This window comes from Lactococcus sp. EKM203L (assembly GCF_011800585.1).
Lineage (GTDB): Bacteria > Bacillota > Bacilli > Lactobacillales > Streptococcaceae > Lactococcus > Lactococcus lactis.
This window is the reverse complement of record NZ_JAALEQ010000002.1, coordinates 245,297-267,428: the sequence shown is the minus strand read 5'-3', so window position 1 is coordinate 267,428 and position 22,132 is coordinate 245,297. Positions and strand designations below refer to the sequence as shown.

Annotated in this window: 27 protein-coding genes; 24 read left to right on the top strand and 3 right to left on the bottom strand. The window is 36.6% G+C overall.

Annotation, left to right across the window (positions count from 1 at the left end; genetic code table 11):
* Positions 1–31 precede the first annotated feature (31 nt).
* The 15 genes from guaB to HFD15_RS04490 all read left to right on the top strand — a co-directional run bounded on the left by guaB (position 32) and on the right by HFD15_RS04490 (position 12,134).
* Positions 32–1,513 carry an IMP dehydrogenase gene (gene guaB, locus HFD15_RS04560; RefSeq protein ID WP_003129822.1) on the top strand — a complete coding sequence of 494 codons (1,482 nt, stop codon included), beginning with the start codon at positions 32–34 and terminating at the stop codon, positions 1,511–1,513.
* Between the two features lie 175 nt (positions 1,514–1,688).
* Positions 1,689–2,864, top strand: a complete 1,176-nt coding sequence (gene yqeH, locus HFD15_RS04555) for a ribosome biogenesis GTPase YqeH (RefSeq protein WP_238785283.1) — start codon at positions 1,689–1,691, stop codon at positions 2,862–2,864.
* Positions 2,865–2,933: 69 nt separating this feature from the next.
* Positions 2,934–3,437, top strand: coding sequence for an NUDIX hydrolase (locus tag HFD15_RS04550; protein WP_167593304.1), 504 nt, complete (start codon positions 2,934–2,936; stop codon positions 3,435–3,437).
* Between the two features lie 83 nt (positions 3,438–3,520).
* Complete coding sequence (gene hflX / locus HFD15_RS04545) at positions 3,521–4,765, top strand: GTPase HflX (protein ID WP_010905219.1); 1,245 nt, start codon at positions 3,521–3,523, stop codon at positions 4,763–4,765.
* Positions 4,766–4,809: 44 nt separating this feature from the next.
* Complete coding sequence (gene yhbY, locus HFD15_RS04540; RefSeq protein WP_058208246.1) at positions 4,810–5,124, top strand: ribosome assembly RNA-binding protein YhbY; 315 nt, start codon at positions 4,810–4,812, stop codon at positions 5,122–5,124.
* Between the two features lie 46 nt (positions 5,125–5,170).
* Positions 5,171–5,770, top strand: a complete 600-nt coding sequence (locus HFD15_RS04535) for a nicotinate-nucleotide adenylyltransferase (RefSeq protein ID WP_012897052.1) — start codon at positions 5,171–5,173, stop codon at positions 5,768–5,770.
* Positions 5,763–6,353, top strand: coding sequence for a bis(5'-nucleosyl)-tetraphosphatase (symmetrical) YqeK (yqeK, locus tag HFD15_RS04530; RefSeq protein WP_017864046.1), 591 nt, complete (start codon positions 5,763–5,765; stop codon positions 6,351–6,353). Before HFD15_RS04535 ends, yqeK begins: the two co-directional genes overlap by 8 nt.
* 45 nt (positions 6,354–6,398) lie before the next feature.
* The gene (locus tag HFD15_RS04525; protein ID WP_021469173.1) at positions 6,399–6,824 is read left to right on the top strand and encodes a GNAT family N-acetyltransferase; all 426 of its coding nucleotides are present in this window, start codon (positions 6,399–6,401) and stop codon (positions 6,822–6,824) included.
* A gap of 165 nt (positions 6,825–6,989) precedes the next feature.
* Positions 6,990–7,349, top strand: a complete 360-nt coding sequence (rsfS, locus tag HFD15_RS04520) for a ribosome silencing factor (RefSeq protein WP_003129832.1) — start codon at positions 6,990–6,992, stop codon at positions 7,347–7,349.
* A gap of 100 nt (positions 7,350–7,449) precedes the next feature.
* Positions 7,450–8,184, top strand: a complete 735-nt coding sequence (locus HFD15_RS04515) for a class I SAM-dependent methyltransferase (protein ID WP_012897056.1) — start codon at positions 7,450–7,452, stop codon at positions 8,182–8,184.
* A gap of 50 nt (positions 8,185–8,234) precedes the next feature.
* Positions 8,235–9,404, top strand: a complete 1,170-nt coding sequence (locus tag HFD15_RS04510) for a nucleotidyltransferase (RefSeq protein WP_021723333.1) — start codon at positions 8,235–8,237, stop codon at positions 9,402–9,404.
* Positions 9,405–9,473: 69 nt separating this feature from the next.
* Entirely contained in the window at positions 9,474–9,899 is a 426-nt protein-coding gene (locus HFD15_RS04505; protein ID WP_012897058.1) for a hypothetical protein, read from the top strand.
* Between the two features lie 155 nt (positions 9,900–10,054).
* On the top strand, positions 10,055–10,771 hold the full coding sequence (locus HFD15_RS04500; protein WP_010905223.1) for a YebC/PmpR family DNA-binding transcriptional regulator: 717 nt from the start codon (positions 10,055–10,057) through the stop codon (positions 10,769–10,771).
* Between the two features lie 65 nt (positions 10,772–10,836).
* A complete protein-coding gene (locus tag HFD15_RS04495) occupies positions 10,837–11,478 on the top strand; it encodes a GyrI-like domain-containing protein (RefSeq protein WP_010905224.1) in 642 nt (213 codons plus the stop codon).
* Positions 11,475–12,134: a uracil-DNA glycosylase gene (locus HFD15_RS04490; RefSeq protein ID WP_003129839.1), complete on the top strand. Its 660-nt coding sequence runs from the start codon at positions 11,475–11,477 to the stop codon at positions 12,132–12,134. Before HFD15_RS04495 ends, HFD15_RS04490 begins: the two co-directional genes overlap by 4 nt.
* A gap of 32 nt (positions 12,135–12,166) precedes the next feature.
* On the opposite strand, the gene HFD15_RS04485 is transcribed toward HFD15_RS04490, so the two are convergent.
* Complete coding sequence (locus tag HFD15_RS04485; protein ID WP_039114525.1) at positions 12,167–13,078, bottom strand: NADP-dependent oxidoreductase; 912 nt, start codon at positions 13,076–13,078, stop codon at positions 12,167–12,169.
* A 149-nt stretch (positions 13,079–13,227) separates the two neighbouring features.
* Between HFD15_RS04485 and HFD15_RS04480 the strand changes: the two genes are divergently transcribed.
* On the top strand, positions 13,228–13,773 hold the full coding sequence (locus HFD15_RS04480; RefSeq protein WP_058208247.1) for a TetR/AcrR family transcriptional regulator: 546 nt from the start codon (positions 13,228–13,230) through the stop codon (positions 13,771–13,773).
* 110 nt (positions 13,774–13,883) lie between these two features.
* On the opposite strand, the gene HFD15_RS04475 is transcribed toward HFD15_RS04480, so the two are convergent.
* Positions 13,884–15,305: an MDR family MFS transporter gene (locus HFD15_RS04475; protein WP_167593336.1), complete on the bottom strand. Its 1,422-nt coding sequence runs from the start codon at positions 15,303–15,305 to the stop codon at positions 13,884–13,886.
* Positions 15,306–15,533: 228 nt separating this feature from the next.
* Here HFD15_RS04475 and HFD15_RS04470 point away from each other — a divergent pair, with 228 nt between their 5' ends.
* The 5 genes from HFD15_RS04470 to dhaQ all read left to right on the top strand — a co-directional run bounded on the left by HFD15_RS04470 (position 15,534) and on the right by dhaQ (position 19,528).
* Positions 15,534–15,896, top strand: coding sequence for a MerR family transcriptional regulator (locus HFD15_RS04470; RefSeq protein ID WP_058208248.1), 363 nt, complete (start codon positions 15,534–15,536; stop codon positions 15,894–15,896).
* 85 nt (positions 15,897–15,981) lie between these two features.
* A complete protein-coding gene (gene rpsU / locus HFD15_RS04465) occupies positions 15,982–16,158 on the top strand; it encodes a 30S ribosomal protein S21 (RefSeq protein ID WP_003129844.1) in 177 nt (58 codons plus the stop codon).
* Between the two features lie 107 nt (positions 16,159–16,265).
* Positions 16,266–17,078 (top strand): Cof-type HAD-IIB family hydrolase, encoded by an 813-nt coding sequence (locus tag HFD15_RS04460; protein ID WP_021723338.1) that lies wholly within the window; start codon positions 16,266–16,268, stop codon positions 17,076–17,078.
* A gap of 189 nt (positions 17,079–17,267) precedes the next feature.
* Positions 17,268–18,464 (top strand): phosphoglycerate kinase, encoded by a 1,197-nt coding sequence (gene pgk, locus HFD15_RS04455; RefSeq protein WP_012897069.1) that lies wholly within the window; start codon positions 17,268–17,270, stop codon positions 18,462–18,464.
* Positions 18,465–18,541: 77 nt separating this feature from the next.
* A complete protein-coding gene (gene dhaQ, locus HFD15_RS04450) occupies positions 18,542–19,528 on the top strand; it encodes a DhaKLM operon coactivator DhaQ (RefSeq protein ID WP_058208249.1) in 987 nt (328 codons plus the stop codon).
* Here the strand turns inward: dhaQ and dhaS are convergent, their stop codons facing one another.
* Positions 19,529–20,071, bottom strand: coding sequence for a dihydroxyacetone kinase transcriptional activator DhaS (gene dhaS / locus HFD15_RS04445; RefSeq protein WP_003131158.1), 543 nt, complete (start codon positions 20,069–20,071; stop codon positions 19,529–19,531).
* A gap of 100 nt (positions 20,072–20,171) precedes the next feature.
* On the opposite strand from dhaS, the gene dhaK reads away from it, so the two are divergent.
* The 3 genes from dhaK to dhaM are packed head-to-tail and all read left to right on the top strand — an operon-like array spanning position 20,172 to position 22,120.
* On the top strand, positions 20,172–21,164 hold the full coding sequence (gene dhaK / locus HFD15_RS04440; protein WP_023163701.1) for a dihydroxyacetone kinase subunit DhaK: 993 nt from the start codon (positions 20,172–20,174) through the stop codon (positions 21,162–21,164).
* Between the two features lie 9 nt (positions 21,165–21,173).
* Positions 21,174–21,752: a dihydroxyacetone kinase subunit DhaL gene (gene dhaL, locus HFD15_RS04435; RefSeq protein ID WP_167593305.1), complete on the top strand. Its 579-nt coding sequence runs from the start codon at positions 21,174–21,176 to the stop codon at positions 21,750–21,752.
* Positions 21,749–22,120 carry a dihydroxyacetone kinase phosphoryl donor subunit DhaM gene (gene dhaM, locus HFD15_RS04430; protein ID WP_003131161.1) on the top strand — a complete coding sequence of 124 codons (372 nt, stop codon included), beginning with the start codon at positions 21,749–21,751 and terminating at the stop codon, positions 22,118–22,120. The genes dhaL and dhaM overlap by 4 nt, the downstream gene beginning before the upstream one ends.
* Positions 22,121–22,132 lie beyond the last annotated feature (12 nt).

The following is a 22,132-nucleotide window of genomic DNA, read 5'->3' as shown; positions in this document are numbered from 1 at the left end:
TATATAGCACGATAATGGAGGAATATTTTCGATGTCAAACTGGGAAACTAAGTTTTTGAAAAAGGGATTTACTTTTGATGATGTATTGCTGATTCCAGCAGAGTCTCATGTTTTACCAAATGAGGTGAGTATGAAGACAAAGTTGGCTAAAAATTTGACTTTGAATATTCCAATTATCTCTGCTGCCATGGATACTGTAACTGACTCAAAAATGGCTATTTCAATGGCGCGTCAAGGTGGACTTGGTGTAGTTCATAAAAATATGTCTGTTGAGGAACAAGCTGAAGAAATTCATAAAGTGAAACGTTCAGAATCTGGTGTTATTACAGATCCGTTTTTCTTGACTCCAAATCATAAAATTGAAGAAGCTGAAAACTTGATGGCAACTTACCGAATTTCTGGTGTACCAATCGTTGATACGCTTGAAAATCGTAAATTGGTAGGGATTATTACTAACCGTGATTTGCGTTTTATTACGGATTATAATCAACAAATCAAAAATATGATGACTTCTGAAAATCTGATTACTGCTCCGGTTGGAACAACTTTAGATACAGCTGCTCGTATTTTGCAAGAGCATAAAATTGAAAAATTACCTTTGGTTGATGAAGCTGGTAAATTGGCTGGTTTGATTACAATTAAAGATATTGAACGGGTGATTGAATTCCCAAATGCTGCTAAAGATGAGCAAGGTCGTTTGCTTGTTGCTGGAGCAGTTGGTGTATCTTCTGATACTTTTGAGCGTGCGGAAGCTTTGTTCGCTGCAGGGGCTGATGCGATTGTTATTGATACGGCTCATGGACATTCAGCTGGTGTTTTACGTAAAATCCGTGAAATCCGTAATCATTTCCCAGACCGTACTTTGATTGCTGGTAATATTGCTACTGGTGAGGGTGCTCGTGCTTTGTTTGAAGCTGGTGTTGATGTGGTTAAAGTTGGGATTGGTCCTGGTTCTATCTGTACGACTCGTGTTGTTGCTGGTGTAGGTGTTCCGCAAATTACAGCCATTTATGATGCGGCAAATGTGGCGCGTGAATTTGGTAAAACAATCATCGCTGATGGTGGGATTAAATATTCTGGTGATATTGTTAAGGCGCTTGCTGCTGGTGGAGACGCTGTTATGCTTGGTTCAATGCTTGCAGGTACTGACGAATCTCCTGGTGAATTTGAAATCTTCCAAGGTCGTAAGTTTAAAACTTACCGTGGAATGGGTAGCTTGGCAGCAATGAAAAAAGGTTCTAAAGACCGTTATTTCCAAGGGGCTGTTAATGAAGCTAACAAACTTGTTCCAGAGGGAATTGAAGGACGTGTGGCTTATAAAGGAACAGCGACAGATATCGTTTTCCAAATGCTTGGCGGTTTGAAAGCAGGAATGGGATATACTGGTGCGGCTGATATTACTGCTTTGCATGATTCAGCACAATTTATCGAAATGTCTGGTGCTGGTTTGAAAGAATCACATCCGCATGATGTACAAATTACTAAAGAAGCACCTAACTATTCTGTACAATAAAAATTACTGACAATAATTCTGCCAGTAAAAAAAGGGAATTGACAAGTTGTCGTTCTCTTTTTTATTTTGAAATTTACTGACAGAAAAATTTGTCAGTAAAAAGATGATAAAAATAGGTCTTTTATTATAGGAAAAAAGGCTAAAAATGCTGTTGAAATGTGGTATAATAAGCAATATGATTGAAAATGAAAATACAATGGAAGATTTGTACTGTATTGGTTGTGGTGCAAAAATTCAAACTGAGGATAAAAATGCACTTGGCTTTTTGCCTGCGGGTGCTTTGAAGAAAAAAATAGCTGAACGCGACCAAATGGAAGCTGTTCAGGCTGGAGATGAGGGAAGCGAAGCTTCTATCAAAACTGAGGATTTATACTGTCAGCGTTGTTTCCGCTTGCGTCATTATAATGAGATTGCACCGACAAGTTTGACGGATGCAGATTTTTTGCGTTTACTTAAAGAAATTGGTCAACATGATGCTTTGATTGTCAATGTGGTTGATATTTTTGACTTTAACGGCTCTTTGATTCCTAACCTTCATAAATTGACTGGTGGAAATGATTTACTCATGGTTGCCAATAAACGTGATGTTTTACCAAAATCACTAAAAGTCGGGAAATTAACTGCTTGGTTGACAGAACAAGCGGCTTCACGTTCGCTTAAACCTAAAGATATTTTAGTGACCTCGGCTCAAAATAAAGATGATGTGGCTGAATTGATGGAAGCTATTGAATACTACCGCCGTGGGCGTGATGTCTATGTGGTTGGGGTAACGAATGTTGGTAAATCAACTTTGATTAATGCAATTATTAAATCAGCTTCAGGTTCTGAGGATGTGATTACAACTTCACGTTTCCCTGGGACAACCCTTGATAAGATTGAAATTCCGCTTGATGAAGATTCGGCATTGATTGACACACCGGGGATTATTCACCGTGGGCAAATGGCTCATTATTTGGAACCAGAAGATTTGAAATACGTGTCACCGCGTAAAGAAATTAAGCCGAAAACTTATCAGCTCAATCCTGAACAAACATTGTTCTTTGGTGGTTTGGCACGTTTTGATTTTATAAGTGGCGAACGTCAAGGAATGACGGCTTATTTTGACAATGAAATCAATGTTCATCGGACGAAACTTGAAGGTGCAACTGAATTTTATGAAAAGCATAAAGGAGAACTCTTGGCTCCTGCTTTAGTTGGTGCTAAATTGGTTCGTCGTGAGTTTAAAATTACTGACAAATCGGATATTGTCTTTTCTGGTCTCGGCTGGGTTCGTGTGCCACAAAAAGCAGTTGTGGCAGCTTGGGTGCCAGAAGGTGTGGATGTAGTTGTTCGTAAGGCTTTGATTGGGTAAAGAATATTCACAGTTTGTCTTGTAAAATTACTGACAGAATTTCTGTCAGTAAAATCTTGGAGAATTAAAATGGAAGAGACTAGTCAGGATATTGGTTTTACGCGTAATAATCAGTGGTTTCGATATCGGGCAGCTGGAATTATTATTAAAGATGATGCTGTTTTGATGGTTGGCAATGACCACAATGATTATTATTATTCGGTTGGTGGTGCCGTGCAACTGGGTGAAACGGCCGAGAAGGCTTGTCTGCGTGAGCTTTATGAGGAAACTGGTTTACAACTTGAAATCGAAAGATTAGCTTTTATCCATGAAAATTTTTTTACAGGTCAGGAAAGTGATTTTTTAAATAAGGTCAATTGTCATGAATTGAGTTTTTATTTTCTGATGAAACCACTGACAGAAAATCTGTCAGTAAAATCGGAGAGTTTTGGGACTGATGGTAGCAAAGAATTTTTGAAATGGATTCCAATTGCTGAGTATAAAAATTACAAAGCTTTCCCGACATTCTTTGCTGACGAGCTGAAAAATCTGTCAGTAAATTCTCAAATCAAAAGAATTGTGACAGCTGAATAAATAAATGAGCAGAGTTTGACTCCATAACAATTTTAGTCTAAACTCAGCTGACAAAAATAAAAAAGGAAAATTTTACTAAAAATTTGATAGATTTAGAAGAAAAACAAGAAAGAGTTCTCCTTGCAGGAGTGGAAACAGCTGAAAATTTTCAGGCTTTTGAGTCATCAATGATTGAACTTGCTGAACTGACAAAAACAGCTGGCGGCTTGGTTATTGACCAATTCACTCAAAAAAGAGAACGTCCAGATAGTCGGACAATGATTGGTTCTGGAAAATTAGAACAAATGCGTTGGGCGATTGAAGTGGGTGAAATTGATACGGTTATTTTCAATGATCGCTTATCACCAAGGCAAAATGTCAATTTAGAAGAAGCTTTGGGTGTCAAAGTCATCGATAGAATGCAATTGATTTTGGATATTTTTGCTATGCGTGCGCGCTCGCATGAAGGAATGCTTCAAGTTGAAGAAGCCCAGCTCAATTATCTTTTGCCTCGTTTGGTGGGACAAGGGATTATGCTCAGCCGTCAAGGTGGGGGAATTGGTTCTAAAGGGCCGGGTGAAACCAAGCTTGAAACAGATCGACGTTATATTCGCACTCGAATTGAAAACATTGATAAAGCCCTCAAAAAAGTTGAAAAAACAAGGGAAAATATTCGTCAAAAACGCTCGAAATCAGGAATTTTTCGGATTGGTTTAATTGGTTACACCAATGCCGGAAAATCCAGCATTATGAATGCTTTAGTTGGGCTTGATAAAGAACAATATGAGCAAAATGAACTTTTTGCGACTTTGGATGCCACAACAAAAGCAGTTAAACTGGTTGAAGATTTTACGGTGTCACTGACCGATACTGTCGGTTTTATCCAAAACCTGCCAACAGAGCTGATTAAAGCATTCAAATCAACACTAGAAGAATCAGCTAATGTTGATTTACTGATTCATGTTGTGGATGCCAGCAACCCTCATCACGAAATTCATGAACAAACAGTTTTGAAAATCATGGAAGATTTGAAGCTTACCAATATTCCTGTGCTGAATGTTTATAATAAAATGGATATAGCACCAAGTGATTTCTTGCCAACTTTATCGCCAAGTTTACAACTCTCAATTAAATCTGAAAGTGGCGTGCAATGGCTGAAAACAGCAATTTTGGAAAAATTACATGAACTTTTTGATGCTTTTGAGTTAGAGTTACCTTACGAAAAAGCCTATCAGTTACCTGAATTACGAAAAAGTGCCTTGGTGCAATCAGTGGTTGAGGGTGAAAAAGGATATCTGATTAAAGGATTGATTGCGCCTGAATTGAGTTGGAAATTACCCAATAACTAAAGGTTGCCGGAAATTTTAAAAATAGAAATAGGAAAAATTAAATCATGGAAATGAACGGAAAACAAAAACGCTACTTGCGTAGCTTGGCAGTTAATATTAAACCAATTGTTCAAATTGGCAAAAGTGGTTTGTCTAATGAAATTTTGACAAGCATTCGTAATGCTGCTGATGCACGTGAACTAATCAAAGTTAATATTTTACAAAACTCAGATGAAGTGGCAACAGATGTGGCAGAAGCAATTGAAGAAATGGGACTTGATGTGGTTCAAATCATCGGTCGAAATCTCATTGTGTTTAAAGTTTCTGACCGCAAAGAAAATCGCAAAATTTCGGTTGAAGTTAAAAATATTGGGAAATAAAGTGTTCTAAAAAATAATCAAAGACTAAGATATAATGGGTGAACAAATGGCAATAGATTTATTGACTCCTTTTACAAAGGTAGAATTAAAAGCTAAAGAAGACGAGAAACGACGGGCAATCGGACTTTTTTGGGGTAATTTTAATCCTGTTCATGTTGGCCATTTGACAATTGCTGACCAAGTGCGCCAAGAACTTAATTTGGAAAAAGTTGTCTTTTTACCAGAACATAATACTGACGGGCATGTTGCAGCTATGCTGACCGCAGCTATTGAAGATTGTCCTGGTTTAGAAGTAGACGCTTGTCGCCTGAAAGCTAAAGATGGCGCTGATATTTATCAAACGGTACTTGAGCTTCATGAAGAAAATCCAGATTGTGATTTTTATTTTATTATCGGTGGTGACATGATTTCTGGTTTAGCTCATTGGGCACATATTGATGAGTTATTAGAATTAGTTCAATTCGTTGGGATTCGTAGGCCTCGTTATCGGGCAGGAACTTCTTATCCGATTATGTGGGTGGATGTTCCAATGATGGATATTTCTGGAAATTTGATTCGGGAACAATTGCACCGTGGAATTAAACCACATTTTCTTTTGGCACCGAAGGTTTTAGATTACATTTTGAAAGAAGGCTTATATGTTTGACTTTTATCCAGAAGTGAATTTATCAAGAGAGGATTTGTTAGCGAAAATTGCTAGCATGGTCAAAAAATCACGTTTTGAACATATGCTCGGTGTGGAAAAAGCAGCAATTGCGTTAGCGCAAAAATATGAAGTTGACCCGCATAAAGCAAGTTTAGCTGGACTTTTACATGACTATTGTAAAGAAGTGGATGATGAAACTTTTCTAGCCTTGATTGATAAATATGGCTTAGATGCTGATTTGAAAAATTGGGATAATAATATTTGGCATGGAAAAGTCGGAATTTATAAAATGCGTGAAGATTTCGGACTTGAAGATGAAGAAATTTTAAGGGCGATTGAGATTCATACGGTCGGAGATAAAGAAATGTCTGGTTTGGCTAAGGTGTTGTATGTAGCAGATTACATTGAGGAAGGTCGAACATTTCCTGGGGTCATTGAAGCCCGTGCCGTTGCTAATCAAGATTTAAATCAAGCAGTTGCTTTTGAAACCATGCGTTTGGTTGAGTATTTGGCAGAACGTCGTTTGACCATTTATCCTCAAACTTTTGAAGCCTATAATGCTTTTATTGGTTATTTGTCTTGAAATATCGTTAGAGATAAACTGCTTATTATGAACAGAGGAAAATGAATGATTAGAAAAGCTGAAATGAAAGATTATCTTGACATTGCTCGCCTTTCTGGAGTACTTGGTTATCCAATTTCTGAAGCGGCTGTCAAGAAAAATCTTGCACGTATTTTAAAAGATGCTGACCATGAATTTCTTGTTTTTGAATTGGGAGAAAGAGTGACAGCTTTCATCGAAGCAGAAATTTATGCTCCGGTTTATGCTGAACAAGTGATGCTAAATGTCTTAGGTTTAGTTGTGGATGAAAAAAATCAAGGACAGGGAATTGGTGCTCAATTACTTAATGCCTTAGAAGAAAAGGCTAAAGCGAGAGAGATTAAAGTTATTAGACTGAACTCCGGAGTGCAAAGGCATGAGGCGCATCAATTTTATGAACATCAAGGTTATACCAGTAATCATTCACAGAAGCGTTTTTTAAAATTTCTCTAAAAATAATGAATATAACAGGCAACTTTTGGTTGCTGTAACTTTTTATGTTAAAATAAGTGGGTCTAGTTTTTACATTTGATTGTAAAGGATCTAGAGAAAATGAATAATAAATCTTAAAAAGATTTTTAATGAATAAAAAGAGGCAAAAAGTCTCGGAGGAAAGAATTGGATTCAAAAAAATTACTTGAAGTGGTTGTAAAAGCAGCCGATGATAAAAAAGCACTTGATATTGTGGCCTTAGATATGTCTGAAGTGACATTTGTTGCAGATTATTTTGTGATCATGGAAGCAATGAATAGCCGTCAGTTAGATGCAATTGCTGATAATATTGCTGAAGCGGCTGAACTTGCTGGAGCAAAAGCAGCAGGTCATATTGAAGGCGATGCAAAAACAGGTTGGGTTTTGATTGACCTTGGTGATATCGTAGTCAGTGTCTTTGGCCATGATGAACGTGGACACTTTAATTTAGAAAAACTTTGGTCTGATGCACCAATGGTAGATATTTCTGGATTTATGGCTGAATAATTAATAGCTTTGTCGGTCTTACTGACAGAGCTCTTATTTATTTTAAAATTTACTGACAGCCCTATTAAAAGAGCTGTCAGTAATTCTAGAAAGGGCTGAAATGGCATTTTACGAAGATTTTTCGAGAGTCTATGATCAGGTCATGGACCAAGAACTTTATGAGCAATGGCTTGATTTTACAAAAAGACATTTACCAAAAGAAACAAAATCAGTTTTTGAATTAGCTTGTGGCTCTGGTGCTTTATCAGTTCGTTTGGCCCAAGAAGGCTACAAAGTGACTGGACTTGATATTTCTGAAGAAATGTTAACTTTGGCCAGTAAAAAAGCTCGACAAGCTGGTTATCAACTTGATTTTACTGCTGGGGATATGCGCGAACTTTCTGGACTTGGAAAATTTGATGCGGTAACTTGCTATTCTGACTCACTTTGCTATTTGGAAAATTTGGATGAATTACAAGCTACGTTTGATGGTGTTTTTGAAATACTAAATGAAGGTGGAACTTTTATTTTTGATGTGCATTCAACTTATCAAGTAGATGAAGTTTTCCCCAATTACTCTTACCATGAAAATGCGGAAGATTTTGCTTTTTTATGGGACTCATTTGGAGGAGAAGTTCCACATTCTATTGTCCATGAATTAAGTTTTTTCATTCAGGGTTCTGATGGGAAATTTACACGAAAAGACGAAGTTCATGAAGAACGGACTTATCCAATCGACGATTATCTCGCACGCTTGGCAACTGCTGGCTTTAAAGAAGCGATGGTCTGTGCAGATTTTACTGACGAGGCGCCGAGCGAAGAAAGTGCGCGTTGGTTCTTTGTCTGTAAAAAATAATCGAAAAAATATTTCTGTCAGTTACTGACAGATTTTTTTAGAGGTAGAAAATGAATAAGATTACAGGAATTATTGCCGAATTTAATCCATTTCATAAGGGACATGAATATCTTTTGGACCAGATTGAGGGCATAAAAATAGTAGCCATGTCAGGGAATTGGATGCAGCGAGGTGAGCCTGCTATTTTTGATAAATGGACGAGAGCACAAATGGCTTTAGCTTGTGGTGCTGATTTAGTGGTTGAATTACCTGTCACTGTTTCGGTACAGGCAGCTGATTTTTTTGCAAGTGGTGCTGTGGCTATTTTAAAAAATCTTGGAATTACTGACCTGGCTTTTGGTTCAGAATCAGCAATTGATTATAATGAAATTGCTGATATTTATGAAAAAAGAGGGGAGGAAATGGAAAGTTACATTCAATCATTAGCTGACCAGTTTTCCTACCCTGAAAAAACTCAAAAAATGTGGCAGCATTTTACGGGAATTGAATTTGACGGGAACACACCAAATCACGTCTTAGCTCTTGCCTATGCTAAAGCAGCGGCAGGTAAACAAATTAATTTACAAGCGATTAAACGCGTCGGAAAATTTCATTCACTAGAGCTGACAGAAGGATTTGCTAGTGCAACCGCACTCCGTCAGGAGTTATTTTCACTGACAGAAAGGCAAAATTTACTGACAGAGCAAACTAATCAATCTGTCAGTAATAAATCGGTGCTGACAGACTTGTCAGCAATAAAAAATCATGTTCCGTCAGCCATTTTAGCGACTTATGCAAGTCCAAAAACTAATTGGGCAGCTTATTTTCCACTTCTGCAATATAAAATTCGAGTTGATGAGCACTTGGAAAATATTTTTCAAGTCAATCAAGAACTTTCTGTCCGCTTAAAAAAGGCGGTCAAATCTGCTAAAAATCTTGATGAATTGGTCGAACAAGTTTATACCAAACGTTATACGAAAGCGCGTGTTCGTAGGCTTTTAACTTATATTTTGTTAAATATTCCAAAGCAGTTTGATTTACCAGAACAAATTCATGTGCTAGGCTTTTCAAAAACTGGTCAAGAAATTTTAGCTCAAAATCGGGGAAAAATTATCAGTAAAATTGGGCAAAACCCATGGGACAACTTGACACAGAAAGCTGATGAAATTTATCAATTAGGAAATGTTCAATTTGAAGAACAAAATTTTGGTCGAAAACCAATTCGTTCATCAATCAGATAGACATTTACGATAAATATTTGTAAATAACGTAAAAAATATGTTATGATAAAAAGAAAAGGAATTTTTATTATGACTGAAAAAAGCATGAAGAATCTTGTCAAAGTGACGGGGATTCTTAACATCATTGGTGCTGCCTTGGTTGTGCTTTCAACCATCGTTTCAATGGCTTCACTATCGCAAGCACTCAATTCAACTGGTTCAAACAGCTTTGAAGCCGGATTTAATGCAGCAAATTCTGGCCCTGCTATGTTTATCAAAATTATTATTGGGTTTGTGGGAATAGCAACATTTGTCCTTGCGATTATTTTACTTCGCCAAAATAGAAGATTCAATTTGAGCAATGCAGCAGCAATTTTAACACTGATTGCAGGAATCTTTGCTTGGGTTATTATATTTGTTTCGCTTGTTTTATGGATTATTGCTGCCGTGTTCTTATTAAGAATGAAAATAAAAGAAGGTGAAGAAAACTCTAATGAAATTTCCTCACAAGAATAATCCCTGATGAAATTAAAGTAAAATCCCGTAAAATCGGGATTTTTTTGATTTCTCATAGACGAGCCTTTACAAATTGTGATATAATATGATAGAAAAAATCATGCAGATTAATCCTCTGCCAATAATTTAAATAAAATTTCAAGGAGATTATTCCAATGGGACGTAAATGGGCCAATATTGTTGCTAAAAAAACCGCTAAAGACGGTGCAACTTCTAAAGTATATGCAAAATTCGGTGTTGAAATCTATGCCGCTGCTAAACAAGGTGAACCAGATCCAGAATCAAATTCATCATTAAAATTCGTTATTGAACGTGCCAAACAAGCGCAAGTTCCAAAACACGTTATTGATAAAGCAATCGATAAAGCTAAAGGTGGTGGTGATGAAACTTTCGTTCAAGGACGTTATGAAGGATTTGGACCAAATGGTTCAATGGTTATCGCCGAAACTTTGACTTCAAATGTTAACCGTACAATCGCTAATGTCCGTACTACTTTCCACAAAAATGGTGGGAATATCGGAGCAGCCGGTGCTGTCAGCTATATGTTTGACAATACAGGGGTGATTGTTTTTGAAGGAACTGACCCTGACCATATCTTTGAAATTTTGCTTGATGCTGAAGTTGATGTTCGTGATGTGACCGAAGAAGAAGGAAATATTGTTGTTTATACAGAACCAACAGACCTTCATAAAGGAATTGCAGCACTTAAAGAAGCTGGAATTACTGAGTTCTCAACAACAGAATTAGAAATGATTCCTCAATCAGAAGTTGAACTTTCACCTGAAGATTTAGAAATCTTTGAAGGACTCATTGATGCTCTTGAAGATGACGATGACGTCCAAAAAGTTTATCATAACGTTGCAAATCTCTAATTTGAAAATAAAAAATCTGTCATTAAGGCAGGTTTTTTTATTTATAAATTTGATATAATAAAAGCATGTCTAGCCCGAAAATTGATTATAAAAAATCTGATAAAAATTATTATTTACCAAAAGGAATTTCTTTAATTGAGCTGCCTGCCCTTAATTATCTAATGATAGATGGCAAAGGAGCACCAACAAGTCCAGCTTTTCAAGAAGCCATTCAATATTTGTATGCGACAGCCTATATGATTTCAATGTCTTATCGAAACCCAGACTTTATAATTGAAAATTTCCAACCTTTTGTGGTTCCACCTCTTGAAGGTTTATGGACCAGTAAAAATGAACCTAGAGCTGGTAAACTAGATAAAAATGACTTTATTTGGCGATTGATGATTAGAATGCCCGATTTTGTGGATTCTGAAATAGTTGAAAAAGCTAAGAAGTTAGTTGAGAGTAAAAAAGGATTTGATTTATCAAAAGTTAAATTTGAAGCTATTCAAGACGGATTATGTCTGCAAACCATTCATTTAGGTTCTTTTGATGACGAAGGGGAAAGCTTTGAGAAACTCTTTGAGTATGCTAAAGAACATGATTTAAAAGCTGTTCACAAAGAATTTCATCATCGAGAAATTTATATCAGTGATTTCAGAAAGACAGCAACAGAAAAATTGAAAACAACCCTCCGAATTTTTGTGGAGAGAGGACAAGAAAAATGAAGAAAACAGATTGGTCACAACCCTTACGCAATCGACTAGCAGAAGATTATTTTCCTAAAATGATTGAATTTATCAATCAGACTTATCAAGAGGGCAAAGTATATCCACCAGAAAATCAAATTTTTCGGGCGATTGAATTGACTCCTTTGGCACAAACAAAGGTTATCATTGTTGGGCAAGACCCTTACCCTCAGCCCGGGAAAGCTCAAGGCTTGGCTTTTTCTTATCCTGCTACTTTCAAAGTGAATCGTCCAGACTCGATTGTTAATATCCAAAAAGAATTGCGTGAGGAAGGTTTTTCTAAAGATGACAGTGATTTGACGGCTTGGGCCGAACAAGGTGTTTTACTTCTAAACGCAGTTCTGACCGTACCTGAGTTTGCTTCAAATGCCCATGCTGGTAAAATTTGGGAACCGTTGACAGACGAAATTATCAAGATTGCCTCAGATGATGAGCGACCAAAAGTTTTCATTCTTTGGGGGGGGTTTGCTAGAAAGAAAGCCAAACTAATTGATGGAAGTAAGCATCTCATACTAGAAGCGGCGCATCCGTCACCTTTGTCAGCAAGTCGTGGATTTTTTGGTTCGCATCCTTTCTCAAAAACCAATGAATTTCTGGTTGAATCTGGTCAAAGTCCGATTGATTGGAGTAAATAAAAACAGTCTGATTTGACTGCTTTTTTATTTATTTAAAAATAAAGAACGATTTTTCCATGTGCGTGACGATTCATCTGTAAGTTGATTGCTTCCAAATAGTCATCGATAGAGTACTTAGCTGCAATTGGAACCGTCAGTTGATGATTAGAGATGGCATTTAAAATCATTTCCATATCAGAAGGAAGAGCTTCGCCACCTGTAGCCGTTGGAATCCCAGCTGGAGGCTCTGGATACATGATGACAGTCGACATCTTATCAGCTTTGACTTCTAATTCGAGAGCAGCTTTAAGCGTTTCATGGCTGAATAGATCGATAGCCGCCGTGATTTCTTTATTTTTCAAACGGTCAGCCAGACCCGGGCCATAACTTATTTGTTCGGCACCTAAATCTTGTAGGAAGTCAGCGGTAGAGTCAGAAGCAGTACCGATTACTTTAGCGCCTAAAATTTGAGCAAGTTGAACCGTAAAAATCCCTACGCCACCGGCTGCACCACCAACTAAAAGAGTATCCCCTGCTGTTACGTGAGCTTTTCGCAGAGCAACTGCCGCAGTATGGCCAGCCACGGCAAGAGTAGAGGCGACGTCATCTTCTACAAAATTGGGTCTATGAAAAAGTCCACGTTCTTTCGTTGAAAAAATGAGTTGTTCGGTTGCTGCACCTCTCATTGTTGTTCCAAAAACATGGTCGCCAACTTTAAAGTCGGTCACTTCTGGACCAATTTCATCGATTATTCCAGCAAAATCATAGGCAAAAGTTTGGGGAAGTTTGACACCAAAATTTGGAGCCACTTCAGGATTTCCCATAATAGCCCAATCCATTGGATTGAGTCCAACATGACTGACTTTGATAGAAACTTCATCAGCTTTTGGATGGACGAGAGGAAGGTCCACGAGTTGAAGAACATCGGGTTTACCAAATGTTTTGTATTGTAGTGCTTTAACCATTTATTTTCTCCTTAATGTGCTTTATCAACTTTTCTTGACAGTTTTAAAGGCATTTTATATAATGTCAGTAACTGACATTTGAGAATAGTATAATCCTTTAGAGGAGTCTTGTCAAGGGAAATGTCACAAACTGACATTTAGGGGAAGAGATGAAAAAAACAAGTCAAGAAAAATTATATGAAGCAGCCTTGGAATTGATTACAGCGCAAGGTTATGAGAATACAACTGTTCTACAAATTGCCACCAAAGCTGGTTTAACAGAGCGAACATTTTTTCGTAAATTTAAAAATAAAGCAGATATTTTCTTTGCTGGCGTTGAGCAATACAGCCAAATGTTACTGACGAAAATGAAAGAATCAGAAGCGAATAATCCTATGGCTATTGTTCTTGAAAGTTATTTTTACGCTGCAGACTTCTTTGATGAACATCGAGAAAGAACAGTCAAAAGACAAAAAATAATTGCCAGTCACCCAGATTTGGAAGAACGTGAACTTTTAAAACAAAGTAAAATCGAAGAACTATTAGTTGAATATTTACTGACAGCTTATGGTGAAAGAAGTGCAAGATTAGCTGTTCGCCTAGCTCGAGCAGTTTATAGTGTGGCTTGGGAAGAATGGTTAGAAAATGATGCTGACAGTTTACATCATTTATTAGAAAAAGCAATTGCAGACTTTAATGAACTCAAAAATTACTGACGGAAATACTAGCATATCCGTAAATGCGCTAAAGCGCAAACGGCTATCCTATGACAGAAGTTTTGTCAGCAAAATAAAAACTACTGACGAGCCTGTCAGCAGTTTTTTTCCTATTCTAATCCTTTTTTCCAAGGGTCGAGCCAATTGACAAAAAGAGCGATGAAAAGAAGTAATCCTGAGATAAGAGCAAGCAAGTGCATGCCGTTAAATAAGGTGTGACGCAAAGGGGCAATAAGATTTACTGGAATATTTTTTAAAGCTTTTGCATCAGAAATTTGATTAAGAAGTGTTGTTGTAAGTTTTGGATTATGTGCTGTTGCCTCAGTAAATGTACGATTAAGGGCAATGGATAGCCCAGATAAAACAAGCGTTGTTCCCATTGTTCTTAGTAGTGCATTAACCGCGGTCGCTGCACCAATCAAATGCTTAGCAACACTTTCTTGAACCGCAACTTGCAAGGTGATATTGACAATTCCAAAGGCAGTTCCAAGAATTGCTGTTGCCACAAAGAGCATCATAATTGAGGCATGTTCAGGCAAGCTAAATAAGAAAATTGCCCCTAAAACCATAATGGAAAATCCAATATAGATTGTTTTCTTTTCTCCCACTTTTTGAATGAGATGATTGACATTTCTAGTGCCTATAACCAGCATGATTGCTGATGGAATCAAAACCATTCCGCCGACTAAAGCCGTTGCGCCCATGACTCCTTGTCCCCAAGTAGGCAGATAATTTGTGTAAAAACCAAAGAAGCCATATTGCATGAAAAACATGATATTTTTAGCGATAAATGAAGGGTTTTTGAAAAGTTCAAGTGGAACAATTGGGTCAACTGCTCGTTTTTCAGCAAAATAAAATCCGATGAAAAAGAGAAAACTTACAACTAATAAAGTAAGGAGGAGAGGAAGATTAATGACTGCATTTCCCATCATTTGGAAAAGCAACATTATTACAATGACAGCGATGGATAAAGAAGCAGAGCCAGCAAAATCAATTGATTTTTTAGTATGGTCTGTTTTCAAGTCGAAATTTTTCCAAACAATAAAAGCCATATAAATCCCAATTGGAATATTGATGAAAAAGACCCAACGCCAGTCAAGTAAAGTGACAATCAGCCCCCCGACAATTGGTCCTGCAATAGTTGAAAATGAATAAGCAGCGACAGTATTTCCAATCACTCGTCTTCGCTCATCGGCTTGATACATCATTCCATAGATGACAAAAGGAAGTTGAATCATCACACCAGCACCAAGTCCCATGAGCGCGCGTGCGACAATAACCATTAGCATATTAATGGCTAATCCTTCGCCGAGAGAACCTATTGTAAATAAGAGTGTGCCAAGCACAAACATTTGTTTATATCCAAAGCGTTCGGCTAATTTCGTCCAAATGGGAGAAGAAACCGCCATGAGAAGCATATAAATGGTTACAACCCAACTCATTAATTTAATTCCATGTAATTCCGCCATCATTGCAGGTAGAGCGGTCGCTACGATTGACCATTCTAAACCTGCCATCACATTGGAGAGCATAAAGGCTCTTATGGAACGTTTTTCTTGTATTTTATTCAATTTTTACTCTTTTCTATTTTAAAATAAGATTCAAAATGCGGTGGTTGACACTTTGAAATCAACATGCTATATTATAGCAACTTAGAGTTACTCTAAGTCAAGAGAATAAATTGACTTTTTATTAATTAATAAAATAAAAAAGTAAAATTGCCATAAAAAAGTGATTTTTATAAGTTCAAAGGAGAAAAAATGGTCACGATTGCGACAGTTACAGGGAGAACAGGAATTTCAGCCTACAATCTACGATTCTATGAAAAAGAAGGATTGATCTCAGTTCCACGCACTAAAGCTGGAATTCGTGATTTTGACGAGGCAACAGAATCAAGAATTAATGCCATTCGCCATTATCGCTGTGCCGGATTGAGTCTAGCACAAATTAAAGAAGTTTTTGCCAATACAGATAAGCATGAAATGATAATTGGAGTTTTAAAAGCTCGTAAAAAGGAAATGGAAAAAGAATTAGCCGAACTTGAAAAATCGATGGCTTATTTGGATAAAAAAATTAATATTCATCAAGAACGCTTAAATGAGGAGGCGACAAAGCTAGTCTAGTTTGACAAGGTCTTTTCCATTTGATATAATAGGAAAGTCGTGTGAAAGACCACGAACTCTCGAGCTGGAAATGGGGTGAAAATCTATGTCAAAAACACTTGTACGCAAAAATGAATCACTTGACGACGCACTCCGTCGCTTCAAACGTTCAGTAACAAAAGCTGGAACTCTTCAAGAGCTTCGCAAACGTGAACACTACGAAAAACCTTCTGTAAAACGTAAACGTAAATCAGAAGCAGCACGTAAACGTAAAAAATACTAATTAGAATTTTTAATCACTGACTTCTGTCAGTGATTTTTTTATTCATTAGCTTTTACTAACAAAGCTGTCAGTAAATTTTGTTAAAATAGAGGATAGAGGGGGATAAGATGACTAAGATTAAACATATTTTTTCTGACCTAGACGGGACTTTACTTGATGACCAAGGTAAAATTTCCAAAAAGACTCAAGAAGTGATTGAAAACTCTAATCTTCCGTTTTCTTTGGTTTCAGCAAGAGCACCTCAAGCGATGGAGAGTCTAATTAATCAATTGAATTTAAAAAGCTCACAAGTTGCTTTTAATGGCGGGCTTATTTTTGCTAAAAATAAAGTTATTAAGGCAAATCCATTGGTTCATGCTAGCACTCAAGAATTAATTAAGACAATCAAAAAAGATTATCCTGAAATAAATCTATCCCTGTACAGTTTAAGCGATTGGTATGTTGAAAAGATTGATAAAGACATCGAACAAGAAATGCAATTTACTCCACAGGTTCCTAAGTTAGTAGATTTGGAAACATTGATAACTGAGCGACCAAGACTAGAAATATTTAAAATTCTTTTGATTACACCAAATGAAAGTAAGTTAGAAGAAATTAAAAAACATTTAGAAAAGCTAAATTTTCCTGATATAATCATTCAAAAAACTTGGGAAACGTATCTTGAGATTACACATCTTGAAGCTCAAAAAGCTAAAGCAGTCCAATTTATTGCTCAAAGAGAACAGTTAGAGCAAAGCGAACTTGCAGCATTTGGCGATAATGAAAATGATTTAAGTATGTTAAAAGCTGTTGGGTTACCAATTGTCATGGCAAATGCTTCTGATGACTTAAAAAAAATAGGAAAAGTGATTACGAAAAGCAATACAGAAGATGGTGTCGCTTATGGAATTCAAAAATATATTACTGACAGCCCTTTTTAAATTCATTTTTAAAAATAAAAAAATCTGTCAGTAAAAATCTTTTAAAAGTAACCCTTTACAAGCTAAAAGTAAAATTCTCAAAGCCAAATTATTCGAATTTGTGATATAATTAACCTATCGATTTGAATTGAATCAGCATGGTGCTTTTTCAATCTCAACAAAAATATCTTATAAGGAGAATTTTTCCAAATGGCAAAATTGACTGTAAAAGACGTTGAACTTAAAGGCAAAAAAGTCCTCGTACGTGTTGACTTTAATGTTCCAATTAAAGATGGCGTAATCACAAATGATAACCGTATCACTGCTGCGCTTCCAACAATTAAATACATCCTTGAACAAGGTGGACGTGCAGTCCTCTTCTCTCACTTGGGACGTGTTAAAGAAGAAGCTGACAAAGCTGGTAAATCACTTGCACCAGTAGCTAAAGCTCTTTCTGAAAAACTTGGTCAAGATGTTGTTTTCCCAGGAACTACTCGTGGAGCAGAACTTGAAGCAGCAATCAACGAACTTAAAGATGGAGAAATCCTTCTCGTTGAAAACACTCGTTTTGAAGACATCGACGGTAAAAAAGAATCTAAAAATGACCCAGAACTTGGTAAATACTGGGCTTCACTTGGTGACGGAATCTTCGTTAATGACGCATTTGGTACAGCTCACCGTGCTCACGCATCAAACGTTGGTATCTCAGCAAATGTTGATAAAGCCGTTGCTGGTTTCCTTCTTGAAAACGAAATTGCTTATATCCAAGAAGCAGTTGAAGCTCCAGAACGTCCATTCGTAGCAATCCTTGGTGGTTCAAAAGTTTCAGATAAAATCGGTGTTATCGAAAACCTTCTTTCAAAAGCTGATAAAGTTATCATCGGTGGTGGGATGGCTTACACATTCTTGAAAGCTCAAGGTTACGAAATCGGAACTTCACTCGTTGAAGATGACAAACTTGATCTTGCTAAAGAATTGCTTGAAAAAGCAGCTGGAAAATTGATTTTGCCACTTGACCACAAAGTTGCTAACGCATTTGCTGGTTACACAGAAGTTAAAGAAACTGCAGACCAAAATATTCCTGCAGGCTTCATGGGACTTGACGTAGCAAGCAAAACAATTGCTGACTACAACACACAACTTGAAGGTGCTAAAACAGTTGTTTGGAATGGTCCAGTTGGTGTATTTGAAAACCCAGACTTCCAAGCAGGTACTGTTGGATTGATGGAAGCTATCGTTAAACAACCAGGTGTTAAATCAATCATCGGTGGTGGTGACTCAGCAGCAGCAGCAATCAACCTTGGCTATGCAGATAAATTCTCATGGATTTCAACTGGTGGTGGAGCTTCAATGGAACTCCTCGAAGGTAAAGTACTTCCAGGACTTGCAGCTTTGACTGAAAAATAAATCTAAAAGCTAATAAATAAAAAGAGTTTGATTTTTTAAATCAAGCTCTTTTTGTATCTGTGCTATAATTTGGTTATATGAAATTCTATACTTCAACAAATGAAATTCCAGAGGAGATGTTAAAAGGGATTGATTTGACTTACCCTCAGTTGACTTATCTACCAGAAACTGGAATTCTCTATGATAATACATATAATGAAAAAACAGTTCCAATTATTTCAGGTGGAGGAAGTGGTCATGAACCGGCCCATGTAGGTTACGTTGGGTCTGGAATGCTTGCGGCAGCTGTGACTGGTCCTCTATTTATACCACCAAAGTCTAAAAATATTTTAAAAGCTATTCGCCAAGTTAACTCAGGCAAAGGCGTTTTTGTGATCATCAAAAATTTTGAAGCTGACTTAAAGGAATTTAATGAGACAATAAAAGAAGCGAGAAATGAAGGAATTGATGTAAGATATATTGTCAGCCATGATGATATTTCGGTGAATGCTTATAATTTTCATAAAAGACATCGAGGAGTTGCTGGAACAATTTTACTTCATAAAATTCTTGGTGCTTTTGCTAAAGAAGGCGGAAGTATTGATGAAATTGAACAATTAGCTCTGTCACTTTCCCCAGAAATTTATACTTTGGGTGTTGCCTTAGCACCTGTTCATTTTCCTCATCAAAAGACTTCATTTGTTCTAGCTGAAGATGAAGTTTCTTTTGGAATTGGAATACACGGAGAACCCGGTTATCGTGTTGAAAAATTTGAAGACTCAGAGCGTATTGCCGTAGAGTTAGTAAATAAGTTAAAAGCAGAAATTAACTGGCAAAAAAAAGCAAATAAAAATTATATTTTGCTTGTAAATGGTTTGGGTTCAACAACATTAATGGAACTTTATAGTTTTCAATATGATGTGATACGCCTTTTAGAACTTGAAGGCTTATCTGTTAAGTTTTGCAAAGTTGGAAACCTAATGACAAGTTGTGATATGTCAGGAATTTCATTAACACTTTGTTCTGTTAAAGATCCTAAATGGTTGGACTATCTGAATGCTCCAACGGGAGCTTTTGCATGGTAATCAGCTTTCAAAAATTTTAATTTGAGCAAGTAAAAGATTTACAATCTGAGAATAAAGCTTTTCTAAAGAATTTCCTCTAATGATTGATTCTCTAGTTATTGCACAAATTGCTGCAGCATTATAACGACATATAAAAGATTTTTCTAAGTCTGACCAATGATAGTCAGACTTTTTTTCTTGGTCAAAAATAACCTTATCAAGTAAGTTTTCCCATTGAATAAGGAAAAAGTGTTCAAAATTTTTATCTATAACAAATATTTTTTGATAAAAAATTTGATTTTCATCTAAGTAGCGTAATAAGAGTAAGAGTTCATTTTGCCAACCATAATAATCCGAATTATCATTAATTAATTCGGCAAAATCATTCTCAAAAATCCAAGATAAAAGCTCTTCTTGGTTCTGAAAATAATTATAAAAAGTTTGTCGTCTAATTTTTGCAGTTTGCATGATATCACTGACAGAGATCTGGTGATAAGCATTACTTTGCATCAGGTCTTTAAAAGCTTTAGCAATAATTTTTTGTGTAATGATTGATTTTTTCATATTTAAAAAGAAAGCGGACACATTTTGCGATTTGTCCCTTATTTTTATGGACTTTATATTTTATACTAAGTATAACATAAGAAACTCAGGAGGATGAGTGATGAAAAAAATTATTAATCAACCACAAGATGTGGTCTCAGAAATGTTAGACGGATTAACCTATGCTTACGGGGATTTGATTGAAAAAGTTCCAGATTTTGAAATTATTCAACGTAAAAGTCCTAAAAGTGGAAAAGTTGCCTTAGTATCAGGCGGGGGTTCTGGACACGAACCGGCTCATGCTGGATTTGTCGGGGAAGGAATGCTGTCAGCAGCTGTTTGTGGAGCTATTTTCACATCACCAACGCCTGATCAAATTTATGAGGCAATCAAATCTGCTGACGAAGGAGCTGGAGTACTCTTAATTATCAAAAATTATTCAGGCGATGTGATGAATTTTGAAATGGCACGAGAAATGGCTGAGATGGAAGAGATTAAGGTTGAGCAAATTATTGTTGACGATGATATCGCCGTTGAAAATTCGCTCTATACTCAAGGAAGACGAGGAGTTGCTGGAACAGTCCTTGTTCATAAAATATTAGGCGCAGCTGCCCATCAAGGGGCTTCTTTAGATGAAATCAAAGATTTGGCTGATAAGGTCGTCAAGAATATCAAGACTATTGGCTTAGCTTTGTCAGCCGCAACAGTTCCAGAAGTTGGAAAACCTGGTTTTGTTCTTGATGATAATGAAATTGAATATGGCGTAGGAATTCATAGTGAACCCGGATACCGTCGGGAAAAAATGAAAACTTCTTATGAGCTAGCAACAGAACTGGTTGGAAAGTTGAAAGAAGAATTCAAATTTGAAGCTGGTCAAAAATATGGAATTCTTGTAAATGGTATGGGAGCGACGCCACTAATGGAGCAATTCATTTTTATGAATGATGTTGCAAAATTACTGACAGAAGAAAATATTGAAATTCTTTTTAAAAAAGTTGGGAATTATATGACTTCAATTGATATGGCAGGCTTGTCACTTACAATGATTAAGTTGGAAGATGACCAATGGCTCAAAAATCTTAATGAAGACGTGAAAACTATTTCTTGGGGATAAGGAGAGAGAATGTTAACAATAGATACAACCATTGAATGGTTAGGAAAATTCAACGAAAAAATACAAGAAAATAAAGCTTATCTAAGCGAACTAGACGGACCTATTGGTGACGGGGATCATGGTGCAAATATGGCTCGTGGGATGTCTGAAACAATGAAAGCATTGGAAGTTTCAAACTTTGGAAATGTCTCAGAAATCTTTAAAAAAGTGGCTATGACCCTAATGTCAAAAGTAGGAGGAGCTTCTGGTCCTTTGTATGGTTCAGCCTTTCTAGCCATGAGTAAGACTGCCACAGAAACTTTGGATACAAGTGAATTAATTTATGCTGGACTAGAAGCTATTCAAAAAAAAGGAAAAGCTCAAGTCGGTGAAAAAACGATGGTTGATATCTGGTCAGCATTTTTAAATGACTTACAAACTGATTCAGCTTCCAAAGATAATTTAGAAAAAGTTGTTAAAGCAAGTGCAGGACTTTTAGCTACAAAAGGACGAGCTTCTTATCTTGGAGAACGCTCAATTGGACACATTGACCCTGGAACACAATCAAGTGCTTATTTATTTGAAACACTTTTGGAGGTAGTAGCATGACTTATGGAATTGTAATCGTTTCTCATTCCCCTGAGATTGCCTCAGGACTAAAAAAATTAATTCGTGAAGTCGCTAAAAATATTTCGCTAACCGCTATAGGTGGTTTAGAAAATGGCGAAATAGGCACCTCATTTGACCGAGTTATGAATGCTATTGAAGAAAATGAGGCAGACAATCTCTTAACATTTTTTGATTTAGGAAGTGCTCGAATGAATTTGGATTTGGTTTCTGAAATGACAGACAAAGAATTAACCATTTTTAATGTCCCGCTCATTGAGGGAGCTTACACAGCGAGTGCTCTCTTAGAAGCAGGAGCAACTTTTGAAGCAATAAAAGAGCAGTTAGAAAAAATGATGATAGAAAAATAAGGTAAAGCAGTG

Excerpts from the sequence above, each read along its gene's own strand:
- guaB (WP_003129822.1), top strand. The coding sequence starts at position 32 with ATGTCAAACTGGGAAACTAAGTTTTTGAAAAAGGGATTTACTTTTGAT.
- yqeH (WP_238785283.1), top strand. The coding sequence starts at position 1,689 with ATGATTGAAAATGAAAATACAATGGAAGATTTGTACTGTATTGGTTGT.
- HFD15_RS04550 (WP_167593304.1), top strand. The coding sequence starts at position 2,934 with ATGGAAGAGACTAGTCAGGATATTGGTTTTACGCGTAATAATCAGTGG.
- yhbY (WP_058208246.1), top strand. The coding sequence starts at position 4,810 with ATGGAAATGAACGGAAAACAAAAACGCTACTTGCGTAGCTTGGCAGTT.
- HFD15_RS04535 (WP_012897052.1), top strand. The coding sequence starts at position 5,171 with ATGGCAATAGATTTATTGACTCCTTTTACAAAGGTAGAATTAAAAGCT.
- yqeK (WP_017864046.1), top strand. The coding sequence starts at position 5,763 with ATGTTTGACTTTTATCCAGAAGTGAATTTATCAAGAGAGGATTTGTTA.
- HFD15_RS04525 (WP_021469173.1), top strand. The coding sequence starts at position 6,399 with ATGATTAGAAAAGCTGAAATGAAAGATTATCTTGACATTGCTCGCCTT.
- HFD15_RS04515 (WP_012897056.1), top strand. The coding sequence starts at position 7,450 with ATGGCATTTTACGAAGATTTTTCGAGAGTCTATGATCAGGTCATGGAC.
- HFD15_RS04510 (WP_021723333.1), top strand. The coding sequence starts at position 8,235 with ATGAATAAGATTACAGGAATTATTGCCGAATTTAATCCATTTCATAAG.
- HFD15_RS04505 (WP_012897058.1), top strand. The coding sequence starts at position 9,474 with ATGACTGAAAAAAGCATGAAGAATCTTGTCAAAGTGACGGGGATTCTT.
- HFD15_RS04500 (WP_010905223.1), top strand. The coding sequence starts at position 10,055 with ATGGGACGTAAATGGGCCAATATTGTTGCTAAAAAAACCGCTAAAGAC.
- HFD15_RS04495 (WP_010905224.1), top strand. The coding sequence starts at position 10,837 with ATGTCTAGCCCGAAAATTGATTATAAAAAATCTGATAAAAATTATTAT.
- HFD15_RS04490 (WP_003129839.1), top strand. The coding sequence starts at position 11,475 with ATGAAGAAAACAGATTGGTCACAACCCTTACGCAATCGACTAGCAGAA.
- HFD15_RS04485 (WP_039114525.1), bottom strand. The coding sequence starts at position 13,078 with ATGGTTAAAGCACTACAATACAAAACATTTGGTAAACCCGATGTTCTT.
- HFD15_RS04480 (WP_058208247.1), top strand. The coding sequence starts at position 13,228 with ATGAAAAAAACAAGTCAAGAAAAATTATATGAAGCAGCCTTGGAATTG.
- HFD15_RS04475 (WP_167593336.1), bottom strand. The coding sequence starts at position 15,305 with ATGCTCTCCAATGTGATGGCAGGTTTAGAATGGTCAATCGTAGCGACC.
- HFD15_RS04470 (WP_058208248.1), top strand. The coding sequence starts at position 15,534 with ATGGTCACGATTGCGACAGTTACAGGGAGAACAGGAATTTCAGCCTAC.
- rpsU (WP_003129844.1), top strand. The coding sequence starts at position 15,982 with ATGTCAAAAACACTTGTACGCAAAAATGAATCACTTGACGACGCACTC.
- HFD15_RS04460 (WP_021723338.1), top strand. The coding sequence starts at position 16,266 with ATGACTAAGATTAAACATATTTTTTCTGACCTAGACGGGACTTTACTT.
- pgk (WP_012897069.1), top strand. The coding sequence starts at position 17,268 with ATGGCAAAATTGACTGTAAAAGACGTTGAACTTAAAGGCAAAAAAGTC.
- dhaQ (WP_058208249.1), top strand. The coding sequence starts at position 18,542 with ATGAAATTCTATACTTCAACAAATGAAATTCCAGAGGAGATGTTAAAA.
- dhaS (WP_003131158.1), bottom strand. The coding sequence starts at position 20,071 with ATGAAAAAATCAATCATTACACAAAAAATTATTGCTAAAGCTTTTAAA.
- dhaK (WP_023163701.1), top strand. The coding sequence starts at position 20,172 with ATGAAAAAAATTATTAATCAACCACAAGATGTGGTCTCAGAAATGTTA.
- dhaL (WP_167593305.1), top strand. The coding sequence starts at position 21,174 with ATGTTAACAATAGATACAACCATTGAATGGTTAGGAAAATTCAACGAA.
- dhaM (WP_003131161.1), top strand. The coding sequence starts at position 21,749 with ATGACTTATGGAATTGTAATCGTTTCTCATTCCCCTGAGATTGCCTCA.